The sequence below is a fragment of the Streptomyces sp. CB02366 genome, from assembly GCF_001905905.1.
GTDB lineage: Bacteria > Actinomycetota > Actinomycetes > Streptomycetales > Streptomycetaceae > Streptomyces.
Window position 1 is genome coordinate 166,016 of sequence record NZ_LIVT01000011.1, and the last position, 14,822, is coordinate 180,837.

Annotated in this window: 15 protein-coding genes and 1 pseudogene; 9 read left to right on the forward strand and 7 right to left on the reverse strand. The window is 74.0% G+C overall.

Annotated features, from left to right (window positions below; genetic code table 11):
* Window positions 1-3: 3 nt before the first annotated feature.
* Together AMK24_RS25945 and AMK24_RS25950 are read right to left on the reverse strand one after the other, a co-directional pair.
* Complete coding sequence (locus AMK24_RS25945) at window positions 4-870, reverse strand: TatD family hydrolase (RefSeq protein ID WP_073771296.1); 867 nt, start codon at window positions 868-870, stop codon at window positions 4-6.
* 132 nt (window positions 871-1,002) lie between these two features.
* Window positions 1,003-1,380: a hypothetical protein gene (locus AMK24_RS25950; RefSeq protein ID WP_073771297.1), complete on the reverse strand. Its 378-nt coding sequence runs from the start codon at window positions 1,378-1,380 to the stop codon at window positions 1,003-1,005.
* Between the two features lie 474 nt (window positions 1,381-1,854).
* Here AMK24_RS25950 and AMK24_RS34325 point away from each other — a divergent pair, with 474 nt between their 5' ends.
* The 5 genes from AMK24_RS34325 to AMK24_RS25970 are packed head-to-tail and all read left to right on the forward strand — an operon-like array spanning window position 1,855 to window position 5,746.
* Window positions 1,855-2,031: a hypothetical protein gene (locus tag AMK24_RS34325; protein ID WP_098892314.1), complete on the forward strand. Its 177-nt coding sequence runs from the start codon at window positions 1,855-1,857 to the stop codon at window positions 2,029-2,031.
* Between the two features lie 10 nt (window positions 2,032-2,041).
* The gene (locus tag AMK24_RS25955) at window positions 2,042-2,749 is read left to right on the forward strand and encodes a hypothetical protein (RefSeq protein WP_073771298.1); all 708 of its coding nucleotides are present in this window, start codon (window positions 2,042-2,044) and stop codon (window positions 2,747-2,749) included.
* Window positions 2,746-3,765, forward strand: coding sequence for a DUF6895 family protein (locus AMK24_RS25960; RefSeq protein ID WP_073771299.1), 1,020 nt, complete (start codon window positions 2,746-2,748; stop codon window positions 3,763-3,765). Before AMK24_RS25955 ends, AMK24_RS25960 begins: the two co-directional genes overlap by 4 nt.
* On the forward strand, window positions 3,762-4,691 hold the full coding sequence (locus tag AMK24_RS25965) for a DUF6895 family protein (protein ID WP_073771300.1): 930 nt from the start codon (window positions 3,762-3,764) through the stop codon (window positions 4,689-4,691). Before AMK24_RS25960 ends, AMK24_RS25965 begins: the two co-directional genes overlap by 4 nt.
* Complete coding sequence (locus tag AMK24_RS25970) at window positions 4,688-5,746, forward strand: serine hydrolase domain-containing protein (protein ID WP_073771301.1); 1,059 nt, start codon at window positions 4,688-4,690, stop codon at window positions 5,744-5,746. Before AMK24_RS25965 ends, AMK24_RS25970 begins: the two co-directional genes overlap by 4 nt.
* Before the next feature lie 45 nt (window positions 5,747-5,791).
* On the opposite strand, the gene rsmI is transcribed toward AMK24_RS25970, so the two are convergent.
* Window positions 5,792-6,691 carry a 16S rRNA (cytidine(1402)-2'-O)-methyltransferase gene (gene rsmI, locus AMK24_RS25975; protein WP_073771302.1) on the reverse strand — a complete coding sequence of 300 codons (900 nt, stop codon included), beginning with the start codon at window positions 6,689-6,691 and terminating at the stop codon, window positions 5,792-5,794.
* Window positions 6,692-6,744: 53 nt separating this feature from the next.
* Between rsmI and AMK24_RS25980 the strand changes: the two genes are divergently transcribed.
* Window positions 6,745-8,514 (forward strand): dolichyl-phosphate-mannose--protein mannosyltransferase, encoded by a 1,770-nt coding sequence (locus tag AMK24_RS25980; protein WP_073771303.1) that lies wholly within the window; start codon window positions 6,745-6,747, stop codon window positions 8,512-8,514.
* 108 nt (window positions 8,515-8,622) lie between these two features.
* Here the strand turns inward: AMK24_RS25980 and AMK24_RS33380 are convergent, their stop codons facing one another.
* Both AMK24_RS33380 and AMK24_RS25985 read right to left on the reverse strand, forming a co-directional pair.
* A complete protein-coding gene (locus tag AMK24_RS33380) occupies window positions 8,623-8,778 on the reverse strand; it encodes a hypothetical protein (RefSeq protein ID WP_107427465.1) in 156 nt (51 codons plus the stop codon).
* Window positions 8,779-8,950: 172 nt separating this feature from the next.
* Entirely contained in the window at window positions 8,951-9,349 is a 399-nt protein-coding gene (locus AMK24_RS25985) for a hypothetical protein (protein ID WP_242435251.1), read from the reverse strand.
* Between the two features lie 343 nt (window positions 9,350-9,692).
* On the opposite strand from AMK24_RS25985, the gene AMK24_RS25990 reads away from it, so the two are divergent.
* A complete protein-coding gene (locus tag AMK24_RS25990; protein WP_242435252.1) occupies window positions 9,693-10,559 on the forward strand; it encodes a hypothetical protein in 867 nt (288 codons plus the stop codon).
* Window positions 10,560-10,698: 139 nt separating this feature from the next.
* Here AMK24_RS25990 and AMK24_RS35240 read toward each other — a convergent pair whose 3' ends face one another.
* On the reverse strand, window positions 10,699-12,120 hold the full coding sequence (locus tag AMK24_RS35240; protein WP_274535084.1) for a hypothetical protein: 1,422 nt from the start codon (window positions 12,118-12,120) through the stop codon (window positions 10,699-10,701).
* A gap of 325 nt (window positions 12,121-12,445) precedes the next feature.
* Here AMK24_RS35240 and AMK24_RS26000 point away from each other — a divergent pair, with 325 nt between their 5' ends.
* Entirely contained in the window at window positions 12,446-14,083 is a 1,638-nt protein-coding gene (locus AMK24_RS26000; RefSeq protein ID WP_073771305.1) for a penicillin-binding transpeptidase domain-containing protein, read from the forward strand.
* 24 nt (window positions 14,084-14,107) lie between these two features.
* Window positions 14,108-14,239, forward strand: a pseudogene (locus AMK24_RS34920) (EamA family transporter); the annotation flags it as partial.
* A 17-nt stretch (window positions 14,240-14,256) separates the two neighbouring features.
* On the opposite strand, the gene AMK24_RS26005 reads toward AMK24_RS34920, so the two are convergent.
* Window positions 14,257-14,790, reverse strand: coding sequence for a hypothetical protein (locus AMK24_RS26005; protein WP_073771306.1), 534 nt, complete (start codon window positions 14,788-14,790; stop codon window positions 14,257-14,259).
* Between the last annotated feature and the right edge of the window lie 32 nt (window positions 14,791-14,822).

Here is a 14,822-nt window from a genome sequence, read left to right on the forward strand (position 1 = left end):
CGGTCAGAAGTCGAAGGCCCTCGCCGTGTTGGCCTGGATCGCGCTCGCCAGCGTGTCCTCGTCCAGGCCCTTCACCGCGGCCATCGCGCGGAGCGTGACCGGGACGAGGTAGGGCGCGTTGGGGCGGCCCCGGTACGGGGCGGGGGTGAGGAAGGGGGCGTCCGTCTCGACGAGGACCAGCTCGGTGGGGGCGGCGGCGAGCGCGTCCCGCAGCGGCTGGGCGTTCTTGAAGGTCACGTTTCCCGCGAAGGACATGAAGTAGCCGGCCGCCGCGCAGATCCGGGCCATCTCGGCGTCGCCGGAGTAGCAGTGGAACACCGTCCGCTCGGGCGCGCCCGCGTCGAGCAGGACCCGCAGGACGTCCGCGTGCGCGTCGCGGTCGTGGATGACCAGGGCCTTGCCGTGCCGCTTGGCGATCTCGATGTGGGCCCGGAAGGACTCCTCCTGGGCGGCGACGCCCTCGGGCCCGGTGCGGAAGAAGTCCAGGCCCGTCTCGCCGACCCCGCGCACGTGGTCGAGGGCGGCCAGCGCGTCGATCTCCGCCAGCGCCTCGTCCAGCGCCGCCCGGCCGCCGGGCTCCCTGGCCCCCTGCCGCGCGGTGCCGTCCGGATCCCCGTGGACGATGCGCGGGGCCTCGTTGGGGTGCAGGGCGACCGAGGCGTGGACGGCGGGGTGGGCCGCGGCGGTCTCGGCGGCCCACCGGGAGCCGGCCACGTCGCACCCCACCTGGACGACGGTCGTCACGTTGACCGCGGCGGCCCGGGCGAGGGCCTCCTCGACCGTGGCGTCCTGCATGTCCAGATGGGTGTGGGAGTCGGCGACCGGAACCCTCAGGGGCTCGGGCAGCGGCGGGGGTTCGGTACGGCTCATGCCGACGATCGTACGAGGGCGGGGCTCCCGTACGGCCGTCGGCCGGGGCGCCGCTCCGGTGCGTCCCCCCGCCGCGGGCCACCCCGTGTCGCCCGCGGCGGAAGGGCCGCCCGCCCCGGTGGAGGGACGGGTTCAGCGGCGGTGGAAGGGGTGGAGCAGGTCCGACAGCTTCCAGTGGCGCTCCGGGGCGACGGCGGCCCCCGCCGCCCGGTCCTTCCCGGCGGTCCCGGCCGCGCGGGGGCGGGGCGCCCGCTGCGTGCGCAGCAGCTCCTGGACGCCCGCCACCCGCCCCGCCCGCATGATGCGCACCACGTGTCCGCCGCAGTTGGCGCAGGTGGGCGTGGAGAGCGGGGACGGCACGCGCTCACCGTCGGCCGTGTAGACGACGAACGCGTGGCCGTGGACGTCGACGTGGTGCTCTATCTCGTAGGACTGCTCCCAGCCGTGCCCGCACTTCATGCAGGCGAAGGCGTACGCCTCGTGGACGGTGGTGGCTGCGATCTCGCTCATGCCTGCTCCTCCTGGCCGCCGGTCACACACTCCGGGGGCGGGCGCCCCGCCCGAGGATTCGGGCAGGCGGCCCGTCCCTTCCAGTGGACACCCGCCCCCGGGCGGACGCACGGGTTCGGAGCCGTTGTTGATGCGTTCTTGGCCTCCTTTGGCCGCCCTTTGCCCCCGCATGGCGCGGGTGAGGACCGGGGTGGGGCAGCGCGTGACCTCCACCCGGGGAGGGCCGACCGGGCGATCCGCCGAGCGCCCCCGAATGCGCCCCGCATCAGAAGTGAATGCGCCCGCGCACCACCCCCGGCACGACCTTCCTTTTCCCTTGCGGCCACGGGCTTTTCCCCCGTCCGCACCACAGGAATTCACCATTCAATTGAATACGCGATTTCCCCGGATGTCCCGCTTCGATTTGCGGAGCCGCCCTTCCTCCTTTTCACTCGTTTACGTCCACCCCATTTCCCACAGGACGGGGAACAACTCATGTTCACCACGGACACCACTGCCACCGACGTCGAGCTCGACCTGGACGCAGCCCTCAACCCGGGCGAGGTCGAGGGCCTGTACCGCGACTCCCGTGAATGCGCGTACCTCGCGCTCCTCGCGGGCGGCGGCGCTCTCCTGCTCTCGCCCCCGACCCCCCGCCCGAAGAAGGGCTGAACGTCGGAACATGGACCAGACACATGCGTCGTCGCCCCTCGCGGGCGCCGTGCATGACCTGGCGACAGAGGTGGTCCTCGCTCTTCGGAGCGGGGACCACCTCGCCACGGTGTGCGGCGCTGCGGGAATCGACGAGGACGATCGGACCGGAATCGCGGCGGCACGGGTCATCGGGGCCGACCTGCTGCTGCCGAGCGTGCTGTACGGACGGAACCCGCACCCGGGTGACGTCGCCGTACTCGACCGGGCGGTACGGGAGTTCCCGCCGAAGCCCGACGCCCCGGCCGCCACGGCCTGGAGCCACTGGCACATGATCTCCACCCTCCAGCGGATGGCTCCCCCCGCCCCGGGGACGACGGCCCCCGCCGGGTACGCGGAGCCCGACGCCGCCTGGCTGGAGGAGGCCCCCTGGCAGGCGTTCACCCACCAGCTGTCGGTCCTCGCGCCGCTCGCCGTCCCGGCCGCCCCCTCCGCCGTACAGCGGGCCGCGGCGAACCGGACCGTCGACCTGGCGCGGGGCTTCGTCCGCGCGGTCCGGCGGCGCGACTGGCTCCAGGCGGCGGGCGCGGGCCGCTGGCTCGCGGCGACCGGCGGCGCACCCGACACCCTGGGCCTGGACGGCGGCCTGGAATTCGTCGAGCTGATGGACGGCCACGACCCCCGCGTCGCCCTCCATGTACGGGCCGCCCGCATGATGGACGGGGCGGGCGCACGGTGACGGCGACCACGACCCGGGAGCCCCGCGGGCGCCCCGGGCCGGGCACGGACTCCGGGGCCGCGCTCGCCGTCCTCCCCGGCGTCCTGCGCTCCGCCCTCGGCTGGACCGACGCGCACCGCGACCGCTTCGCCCTCCCCGACGACGTCCTGGAACCCCACACCCAGGTCAACGGCACGCTCAAACCGCTGGGGGAGCTGGCCCAGCTCGGCTCCACCATCCGCCGCACCACCGACCCCGGCACCCCGGAGCACGCGACGGCCGGGGACCTCGTCGCGTACGCCTGGGAGCAGGTGCGGGAGGGCGGGCTGCTGCTGGAACTGCTGCGCGCCGAGCCGTTCGCCGCGTACCCGTACGAGATCTACGCCGCGTTCGCCGGGTACGGGCTGCGCCACGAGGGGTTCGAGGCGCTGGCCCGCCCGCTCACCGCGACCCGCGCCTGGGCCCACACCGAGCAGCACGCCAACCGCCAGCTGGGCCTGGTCAACTCCGAGCGGCGGGTCGGCACGGTCACCCACACCGACGCGGGCGCGGTGCTGTCGAGGACCTGGCTGGGCGGTCTGTCGGAGCCGTGGATGTTCGAGGGCCCCTCCGGTTACGCGCTGACCCACACCGTCTTCCACCTCACCGACTGGGGCCGGATGCCCGACCGCGTCCCGGAGAAGACCGACGGCTACCTGCGGACCTGGCTGCCCGCCTGGACCGACGGCTGTCTGGAGAGCGGCCAGTGGGACCTGACCGGCGAACTGCTCGCGGTGGCGGCCTCCCTGCCGGGCCCCGCCCCCGCCGAGCTGCTGGACGCGGTCTGGCCGGTGCTCGCCGGGGTCCAGCACCCGACCGGCTGCGTCCCGGAGACCGGGGTACCGGCCGAGGACCCCGCGCCGGACCCGTACCCCTTCATCGACTGCTACCACTCCACGCTCGTCACGGCCTTCGCGGCGGCCCTGTCCCTGAGGTCGCTGCGGTCGCCGGAGCAGACGGACGGGCCCGCCCCCGGCCGGGAAAGGCGCACCGCATGAGCAGCGGCATCCAGCAGATCCACGACGTCGGCGCGAAGGCCCTGGGCTGGCTGTACGAGCACCGGGAGGGGTTCCGGCTGGAGGCCGACCCGTCCCCGGAGGCGGGCATGCTGGACCGGTTCAAGCCGCTGGGCGAGCTGGCGCTGATCGGCAAGGTCATCTTCCGCGAGGGCGTGGCCGGCTCGCAGCAGGCGTCCCTCGCCCGCAAGCTGCTGGACCACGCCTGGCACGAGCTGCTGGACTCCGGGGCCCGGCTGCTGGAGGGCCAGCGGCGCGAACCGCTCTCACCGGTGCCGCTGGAGGTCTACGTGCCGTTCCGGGAGCTGGGCTACCGGCAGCCGGAGCTGGAGTCCGCGATCCGGCTCAACCACCGGCTGGCGAGCTGGGCGGCGCTGGAGGTGCTGCCGGTGCGGCGGCTGGGGCTGAGCGCGATCGAGCGGCGGTTCGGGGTGGAGCCCAGCGTTCCGGAGACGGCGGCGCTGGCCCACACCTGGCTGGCGCGGCGGCCCGAGCCGTGGACGGTCGAGGGCCACATCGGCTACGACATCACGCACACCGTCTTCCACCTCACCGACTGGGGCGAGAGGCCGGACGGGCTGCCCGCCGACATCGCCGAGTACCTGGCGCAGTGGCTGCCGGTCTGGCTGGACGACTGGCTGGACCTGAAACGGTGGGACCTGCTGGGCGAGCTGCTGGTCGTGGACGCCTGCCTGCCGGAGCCGACCCTGGACCCGGCGGCCTGGCAGGGTTTCGCGCAGGCCCAGGAGCCGGACGGGGCGATGCCGGTGGTCGGCGGGATGCCGGAGGGGGACGAGGAGTCGGTGTTCGACCTGGTCTACCACCCGACGCTGGTCGCCGCGTTCGCCTCGGCGCTCGCGTTGTCCCGCGCCCTGTCCGACCTCAGCGCCGCCCCGGCCCCGGCATGACGGACACGACGGCGCTCCCGGCGTCCGCCCCGCCCGCGGACCCGGCCACCGCGCGGCTGCTGGCCGAGGCCGCCGGGCGGATCGACGCCCCGGACGTGGTGCTCGCGGTCAGCCGGAACGGGGCGCGCACCGTCCACACCGGCGGCAGCGCGGAACCGGGCCCGGTCCCCCGCGAGCTGCTGGCCCACGAACTGGGCTCGGCGTCGAAACCGTACGCCGGACTGCTCCTGGCCCGGCTGGTGGCGCAGGGCCGGGTACGGTACGAGGACCGGGCGGCGGACCTGCTGGCCCCGGGGTTCCCGGTGCACCCGGCGGTGCGCCGGATCACGCTGCGCCATCTGCTCACCCACACCTCGGGGCTGCCGGGGCTGCCGGCCGACTTCTACCCGCAGGCGGTGCCCCGCTGGTCGACCGACCCGTACGGCGGCTACCCGGCCGAGCGGGTGGTGCGGGCCTTCCTGCGGGCCCGCCCGCGCCATCGGCCCGGAACTCGCTGGCACTACTCGAACTTCGCCGTCTCGGTCCTCGGCCACACCCTGGCGGCGGCCACCGGCACCCCGTGGGAGGTGCTGCTGCACCAGCAGGTGCTGGCCCCGCTGCGCCTGGACGCGACCCGGGTGCGCCCGGGCCCGGAGGGCGCGGAGGCGGTGGGCCACCGCCGGGACGGGACGCCGGTCCCCGCACTGGACACCGGGGGCTTCACGGCGGCGGGCGCGGTCCGGGCGACGCCGCTGGACATGCTCACGTTCCTGGAAGCGCACGCGGGCGGGCCCGAGCTGACCGATCCCACCCTGGCCGCGGCGCTGGCGGAGGTCCGACGCCCCCTGCTGCGGCGCGGGCTGCGGCACACGCACACCCACACGCTGACGTGGTTCCACCACCCGTCCCCGTACGGCCCGGTCCTCTTCCACGCCGGGGCGACCCTCGGGCAGCAGGCGTTCCTGGGGTTCCGGCCGGGGACGGGGCTCGCGGTGGCGGCGACGGCGACGCGGCGGGTGCACCGGGGGGACACGTTCGTGGCGACCGCGTACGGCCTCCTGACGGAAACCCCGTAGGCGCCCCGTCCCGCCGGACCGCTACGGCTGCTTCCGTCCCCACCGTTACGGCTGCTTCCGTGTCCCTTCGGCCTTCTCGGCCTTCTCCGCGTTCTTGGCGGCCACCACCGCGTCGAACACCTCCCGCTTGGGCAGCCCGGCGTCGGCGGCGACGGCGGCGATGGCCTCCTTGCGCCGCTCCCCCGCCTCCTCCCGCACCCGCACGCGCCGCACCAGCTCCTCGGCGTCCAGCTCCTGCGGCCCGGTCTCGGCGGCGCCCTGCACCACCACGGTGATCTCGCCCCGCACCCCGTCCGCGGCCCACACCGCCAGCTCGCCGAGCGGGCCGCGCTTGACCTCCTCGTACGTCTTGGTCAGCTCCCGGCACACGGCGGCGCGGCGGTCCGCCCCGAAGACCTCGGCCATCGCGGCGAGGGTGTCGTCCAGCCGGTGCGGGGCCTCGAAGAAGACCATCGTGCGCCGCTCGCCGGCGTTCTCGCGGAGCTTGGAGAGCCGTTCACCGGCCTTGCGCGGCAGAAACCCCTCGAAGCAGAACCGGTCCACGGGCAGCCCGGACAGGGCGAGCGCCGTCAGCACCGCGCTCGGCCCGGGTACGGCGGTGACGCGGATGTCCTGCTCCACGGCGGCGGCGACGAGCCGGTAGCCGGGGTCGGAGACGGACGGCATCCCGGCGTCCGTGACGAGCAGGACGCGCGCTCCGCCGGTCAGGGCCTCCACCAGCTCCGGCGTACGGGCGGACTCGTTGCCCTCGAAGTAGGAGACGACACGCCCCGAGGTGTGGACGCCGAGCGCCTGGGTGAGCCGGCGCAGCCGCCGGGTGTCCTCGGCGGCGACGACGTCGGCCCGCTCCAGTTCGGCGGCGAGGCGCGGCGGGGCGTCCGCCACGTCGCCGATGGGGGTTCCTGCGAGCACGAGCGTTCCAGTCGTTCCAGTCACATCAGCCATCCTCCCAGCACGGGCAGCTCCCTTCGCACAGATGCGTTCCCTACGATGGCGCGGTGACGAGTACCGCACCCGAGACCCAGCGGGGCAACGACGCCGGGGACGCGCCCGGCGAGGAGTCGACCTCCTGGCAACGGCGGCTGCGCCGCTTCGGCTACGTTTCCCGCCCGGAGACCTCCCTCCGCGACCGGCTGGACCCGCCGTACACGCGGCCCGGACGCCAGGTGTGGTCGGTGCTAGCGATCCCGCCGCACGTGGCCGACCGGCTGGTGCGGTGGTCCGGCTGGGGCGGCCCGCTGCTGGTGACGCTGGTCGCCGGGGTGCTGCGGTTCTGGCGGCTGGACCAGCCGCACGCGGTGATATTCGACGAGACGTACTACGCCAAGGACGCGTGGGCGCTGGTCAACCAGGGGTACGAGGGGTCCTGGCCCAAGGACGTCGACAAGCAGATCCTGAACGACCCGTCCTCGGTCCCGATCCCGACCGACCCGGGCTATGTGGTGCACCCGCCGGTCGGCAAGTGGATCATCGGCTTCGGTGAGCAGTTGTTCGGTTTCACGCCGTTCGGCTGGCGGTTCATGGTGGCGGTCCTCGGCACGCTCTCCGTGCTCCTGCTCTGCCGGATCGGGCGGCGGCTGTTCCGCTCCACGTTCCTGGGCTGTCTGGCCGGGCTGCTGCTCGCCGTGGACGGCCTGCACTTCGTGATGAGCCGGACCGCGCTGCTCGACCTGATCGTCATGTTCTTCGTGCTGGCCGCGTTCGGCTGCCTGGTGGCGGACCGGGACCACGCCCGCCGCCGGCTGGCCGCCGCGCTGCCGGTGGACGAGGAGGGGGCGCTGCGCCCGGACGCCCGGATCGCGGAGACCCTGCGGCTGGGGTGGCGGCCGTGGCGGCTGGCGGCGGGCGTGATGCTGGGCCTGGCGTTCGCCACGAAGTGGAACGGCCTGTACGTGCTGGCGGCGTTCGGCCTGATGACGGTCCTGTGGGACGCGGGCGCACGGCGCACGGCGGGAGCGGTCCACCCCTACCGGGGGGTGCTGCGCCGGGACCTGGTCCCCGCGTTCTTCTCCACGGTGCCGGTCGCGATCGTCACGTACGTCGTCTCGTGGACCGGCTGGATCGTCACGGACAAGGGCTACTACCGGAACTGGGCGGCCACCGAGGGCAAGGACTCCCTGTGGTCCTGGCTCTTCCCGGACTGGCTCCGCAGCCTGTGGCACTACGAGAACCAGGTGTACGACTTCCACGTCGGCCTGACCTCCGGCCACACCTACGAGTCGAACCCGTGGAGCTGGCTGGTCCTCGGCCGCCCCGTCTCGTACTTCTACGAGGAGCAGACGGGCTGCACGGAGTCCTCCACGGGGAAGTGCGCCAGCGAGGTCCTCGCCATCGGCACCCCGCTCCTGTGGTGGCTGGCGTGCTTCGCCCTCGCGTACGTGGTGTGGCGCTGGTTCTTCCGCCGCGACTGGCGGGCGGGCGCGATCGCCTGCGGTGTGGCGGCGGGCTGGCTGCCCTGGTTCTTCTACCAGGAACGGACGATCTTCCTCTTCTACGCGGTGGTGTTCGTCCCGTTCCTCTGCCTGGCGGTCACCATGATGCTCGGAGCGGTCATCGGCCCGGCGGCGGGCACGGGGGCCAAGGCCGAACTGGGCCTCACCGAGGACGACCCCACGGGCGAACGCCGCCGCACCCTGGGGGCGATCGCAGTGGGCGTGCTGGTGCTCCTGATCGTCTGGAACTTCATCTACTTCTGGCCGCTGTACACCGGCACCTCGATCCCGGAGGACCTGTGGCGGGACCGGATGTGGCTGGACACCTGGGTGTAGCGCCGGGCGTCCGGATGCCCGGAGAAAAGGAAGCGCGCACATGCGGGTGGCCGCGACGGTATGTCGTCGCGGCCACCCGCATGTGGTGCCGGAGCAGGCTCGGTGAGCCTAGAAATAATGCTTTCGGCCGCCGACGGCGCGACCGGTCGCGCCGAGAATCCAGAGGATCGCGCCGACGACGATGAGAATTCCACCGATCGTCGTCAGGAGCGACATACCCACGAGCAGTCCGATGATGAGGAGAAGAAGTCCAAGGAGAATCATGCCAAATCCCATCGCCGAGTCCGAGTAGGTGCGTGAACACCCACAGTTCGCAACGGTCGCGGTGCACCCGATCGATCGGTTCCGGCGGTGGAACACCACCGGAACTCGTTGCGTTCGTCCTAGTGCCCGGCCGTCCGGCACTTACACACATCACATACACACATCATCGAAATCATGTTCGTCGCTGTCCCGTGCCGAAGACCGCGGCCACCCCCGACAGCACCAGGAAGAGCAGGGCGGCCCCGGCCGTCAGCCATGCCAGCAGGGCCGCGCCGCCTCCCCCGACGTCCGCCTCGCGGGCCACCACCTGCGGATCGTCCGCCTGGTACCGGACGGTGAGGGCCGCGCCCACGGACTGCTTGCCGCCCCCGCTGCCCACCGGGAGGTCGGCCACCACGGTCCGCCCGCCGGCCTCGAACCTCACCTCGCATTGGCCCGTCATGCACGCCCCGGCGGTGTGCAGCGTCGCCTGCGCCCGCTCACCGTCCTGGAGCGAGCGCAGATGCCGGGCCGCCGGGAACATCACCAGCGCCGACAGCGCGCCCAGCAGCAGGGCGAGGGCCAGCGACATCAGCAAGGAGGCGCGCGGCCCCAGGTGGTTCCCACCACCGCCGCCCCCCGCGCCGGACGCACCCGTGCCCGACGGTGCCCGCACCCCGGAGCCGCACCCGCTCACCGTGCCGTCCAATCCGATCCCCCCTCCCGTACGACCGCCGACAGCCGGTCGGCGCCCCGCGCCCGCGGCTCTCGCGGCCGTGCGCGCCCCGGTGGTCGTCGGGACCGCGCGTCCTCGTGTGCCAGCAGGCTAGACGGGACGCCGGGGTGGTTTCAGGGGGCGATGTCGGCACAGCGGGCCGCCCCCGGTTGCCCGATGTCGGCAGTCGGGGGCCCTCGCGTAGGTTGAGCGCCCTGGCATGCGAACGGAAGGCAACACGATGAAGGCGTACGACCTGGGGTTCGGGGAAACCGCGGGGGAGCTGTCGATCCGGCCGGGCGGGGCCGTCGGGATGGAGCTGCCCGACGCCCGCGTCGCCGGGTGGTGCGGGGGACGCGGGCCCGGCATCGGGGCGGCGGCGTGGCCCCGGAGCCCCGTCACCGGGCTGCCGATGATCCACGTCATCACCCTCGAACTGCCCGAGGACTACCGGCGCAAGGGCGAGCACCTGGTGGCCGTCTCCCTCTTCCAGGCCGACGACCACGTCGCCGACGACGTCGAGGGCGTCGCCGATCTGCTGGAGGGGGCCGAGCCCCCCGCCGAGCAGGCCGCCGATCCGTTCCTGGCCGAGGTGGCGGCAGCGGCGGCGGCCCGCCACCCCGAGCAGGAGGACCTGGAGGACCTCATCGGCGGCGCGCACGCGCTCATCCGGCTCACCGCCGAGGAGTTCGCCGCGCCCCGCATCGACCCTCCGGCCGACATCCGGCCCGCCGGCCTCGGCGACGAGTACAGCCGCGGCCAGAACGCCTGGGACGACAGCGCCCCCGAGACCACGGTCTGGATCGGCGAGCGCACCGGCGACCCGAACACCGGCATCGCGCCCTCCGAGAAGGGCGAGGGCGGCTATGTGCCGGCCTGGTCCTCGGACGACGAGGAGCTCGAAGCGCTCTGGTCGTCCCTCGACGGGATCTCGCACCTCGGCGGAACGGTGATGCCCTGCCAGGCGATGCCGGAGGGGCTGACCCCGTACGTGTTGGAGCTGGAGGACGGCGTCGGCGGGATCAACCTCGGCGGCGGCACGGCCCAGCTCGACCTGGAGACGGGCTTCTTCGACTGGGCGCAGTGACCGGCGCCGCGCGGTCGACCGGCCGTCGTCGGCCGCCGTCGGGCGTCGGCCGCCCGGGCCCGCCCGGCGCCGGACGCCCGAGGGCCCGAGGACCTGAGGGCCTGAGGGCCTGAGGGCCGGAAGGGGGCAGGGCTCGCGCTCAGCCGCCGCAGCCCCCACAGCCCCCGCAGCCGCCACCGCAGCTCGATCCGCAGCCGCCGCAGCTGTGCGCGCTGCGGCGGTCGCCGTCCCCGCTCGACCGGGTCGACGAGGGGCGCGGAGGGTTCCTGCGGCGCTCCTCCGCCCGGCGCAGCTCGGCCCGGCGCCGCTCCATCTCGCGCTCCGCCTCCCGCAGCCGCTCGCGCTGCCGGGCGGCCCCGTCCGCCGGCTCCCACGGCCCGAGCCGGTGGCGGCGGTCGGGGCGGAGCGGGGCGGTGGTGGCGGTCGCGTACAGCCGCCCCATCTCCTGGTGGCGGTGGTACTCGGCACAGGCGTGGACGAGGACCACCTCGTCGCCTTCCGTGACCGTCCCGTACAGGACCGCTTCGAAGGGCTCCTGTTCCGGGTCGACGTCGTGGTGCCCGTTCCCCGTCCCGTACGCGGAGCCGCTGCTCAGGAGCCTCGTCCTGGCGCGGGTGTCGCGCTGCTGGAGAACGTAGGCGACGAGCGGGGCGGCGGAGGTCGTGCGGGCGTCCGGGTACACCCAGTGGCGTCCGTCCTTCCCCACGCGTACGCCCACGATCACCGCGGGCTGCTCCCGCCCGTACAGCCGCCGGGCCGCCAGGTGGGCGAGCTGTCCCCGGCCGTAGAACGTCGTGGCGGCCACGAGGAGCACCAGGGCGACGCGCTGCTGCCCGACCGCGTCGTACGGTCCGCCGGTCCGGGTCAGGTCCTGGACCAGGCCCTCGGTGAGGACGCCGACGGCGGCCAGGGCGAGCGCGAGGCCGAGGAAGACCCGCTGGTGGCCGCGGTGGCCGTCCGATGCCGGGACGCCCTCGGGCAGCGGGAACCGTCTGTTCCCGGCCACGGCGTACGTCAGCGCCCGCTGTCGCCGCCGGGCCCGCAACCGCAGGCAGCCCCCGGTGAACGCCAGGGCGCAGGCGGCGAGGACGACCGACTGGCCGGACCGCGCCGCGGGGTCCGTCCCGCCGCTCCCGAACGCCCCGAGGCCCGCCTCCACCGCCACGTACAGCGCCGCCGGGACGACCGCGACCGGCACGTACCGGTACCAGAGCGGCAGGGCGGCCAGCAGCACCGCACCCGGATACCGCAGCCAGTCCGTCCCCGACCCGCGTCCGCCGTGCCAGGCCGGGGACGTGGGCGAGACCCCGTAGAGCAGGACGTACGCCGCCGCCACCAGCACGGCGAGGACCCAGCCGATGGAGGCCGGGGACAGGACCGCCGGGCCGCCCGCCCTCCGCCAGCGCTCCACGTCGGCCGCGGACCACGAGGAGACCGCGCCCCCGGCCGGCGCCCAGGCGGCGACGCCGTCCCCGGTGACGGACCAGGCGGAGGTTCCGGTTCCGTTCCCGGCGTCCGGCGGCAGCGCCCCGGACGGCAGGTACTTGACCGGGTGGGCCACCGTCGAACCGGCTCCCCGCCCCCTCCATATGTCCCTGCGCATGCCCATGCCCGCACGCCCCCCGACGCTCGGTCCCCCGTACATCCCCGGCCAGTCTTCCCGGCCCGGTCCGTCCTCAACCGGCCGCCCCGGCACCGCCCGAGCGACCGGTTCAGCGCTGCCCACAGCGGACGCCTCGGCGCCGCCCCTGGCGGGAGAGCGCTTTCCGGCCCAGCATTCCGGTCCGGTAACAACGCCCTCGCGCCCCCGGGGCCCACGCTTAGGGTTCCTCACAGTTGCCCCCTGAACGTGTTCAGGGGGCTTTCCGGGGGAAAGGGGCTGCGGGATGCGCAGTGGAGCGAAGGTCGCCGTGGTGGGCGGAGCGTTCGTGCTGGTGGCCGGGGGGATCGGCTACGGGGCGTACAGCGTGCTCGGGGACACGGCCGGCGGGGGCGGGGGCACGCGGAGCGCGTCCGAGTCGTCGAAGGTGAAGACGGGGCCGCCGAGCGCGGAGGAGATCGCGCAGACGGCGAAGGGCTTCTTCGACGCGTGGGCGGCCGGGGACGCGGCGGGCGCGGCGCTGCTCACCAACAACGAGACGGGCGCGCAACCGGTGCTCTCCTCGTACGGCGAGGACGCGCACATCGGCAAGGTGAGGATCACGCCCGCCCCGCCGGTCGGCACGAAGGTGCCGTACACGGTCGAGGCCACGGTCGCGTTCGGAGGGAAGTCGAAGCCCCTGTCGTACGCCTCGGAGTTGACCGTCGTACGCGGCCTGACGACGGGCAAGGCCCTGGTGGACTGGGAACCGGCCGTCGTGCACCCGCAGTTGACGGATGGGGCGACGCTGAAGACGGGCGAGTCCTCGACCCCGGCGATCGAGGCCGTCGACCGCAACGGAACGGTGCTGACGAAGGAGGAGTACCCCTCGCTCGGGCCGGTCCTGGACACGCTGCGGCAGAAGTACGGGGAGGCCTCGGGCGGTTCGGCCGGCATCGAGACCTGGATCGAGCCCGCCGACGCGTCCCAGCCGGACGTCAACCTGCTGACCCTCTCCAAGGGCAAGCCCGGCAAGGTGCAGACGACGCTGGACGCGAACGCGCAGGCGGCGGCGGAGCGGGCGGTGAAGAAGTACGCGCAGGCGTCCGTGGTGGCGGTGAAGCCGTCCACCGGGGCGATCCGCGCGGTGGCCAACAACCCGGTGACCGAGTTCAACGTGGCGCTCCAGGGCAAGCAGGCCCCCGGCTCGACGCTGAAGATCATGACGGCGGCGATGCTGCTGGAGAAGGGGCTCGTCACGGCGAACGGGGCGGCGGAGTGCCCCAAGGACGTGCTCTACCAGGGACGTTCGTTCCACAACCTGAAGAACTTCGCGCTGCCGGACGGGAGTACGTTCACCCAGAGCTTCGCCCGCTCCTGCAACACCGCCTTCATCAAGCTCATCGACGACACGAAGGACGACGCCGCCCTCGCCAAGGAGGCCCGGGACGTCTTCGGTATCGGCCTGGACTGGCAGACCGGCGTCGTCACGACCGACGGCAGCGTGCCGGAGGAGGTGGGCGGCGAGGCTGCCGCCCAGTACATCGGCCAGGGCACCGTCCAGATGAACGCCCTCAACATGGCCTCCATCACCGCCACGGCCATGACCGGCACCTTCAAGCAGCCGGTCATCGTCCCGCAGTCCCTGGACGACCGGAAGCTGGTGCGGGCGTCCCGCTCGCTGCCCGCCTCCGTCACCCAGCAGCTCAGGACGATGATGCGCGCCACGGCCGCCTGGGGCACCGGTGCGAAGGCGATGGCCTCGGTAGGCGGCGACAAGGGCGCGAAGACCGGTTCGGCCGAGGTCGACGGGCAGGCCACCTCCAACAGCTGGTTCACCGGATTCAGCGACGACCTCGCCGCGGCGGCGGTCGTCCAGACCGGCGGCCACGGCGGCGACGCGGCGGGCCCGGTGGTGGCGGAGGTCCTGCGCGCGGGCGGGTGAGGGCGGGGGACGAACGGGCATGGGGGCGGCTTCGGCCCGACGTACCCGATCGCCAGGGGCACGGCTCCGCTGGTGGTGACGGTCCCGGCGGCGGTGTTCGTCGGCGAACGGCCGGACGCCCGGGCGACGGCGGGCGTGGCGGTGGGCTCGGTCGGCCGGTCGACCAGGACAGATCACTCCGTGACGCCGCGCCCGGCGGCGGCCGCCCCCGCGACCGTCCGGAGAGCCATGCCCCACAGGGTGAGCGCGGCGAGGAGCCCCACGGTGAGGCGAACCGCGCTGTCGGAGCCGTCCATCAGCCACACGGCCAGCCCCGCCGACCCGGCCACGACCAGCAGCACCGCCGGCACCCGCAGCCGGGGCTGCTCGAACACCGCGGCGAGCGGAAGGAAGTGCAGTCCGACGACCATCGCGACAAGCGGGGGAACCAGCACCGGCGCCCCGGCGCGCGAGCACACCACGGCGATGGCGACGATCAGCAGCCATTGGACGCCGTTGACCTGGTTGAACCGCCGTCGCCGGTCGGCGGGGAACGGTCCTCCGGCCGACGCGGGAAGCACACGGCGCGCGACGAGCATCAGCCCCACGGTGACGGCACAGCCGGCCACGGCCTCGACCAGCCGGGCCATACCGCCGAACGCGCTCGTGGCCAGCAGCCACCAGCCGAAACCGAACAACGCGAGGAACCCCACCCCTGACCTGAACATGGCCGGGAGCCTAAGAGCTCGTAACACGATCA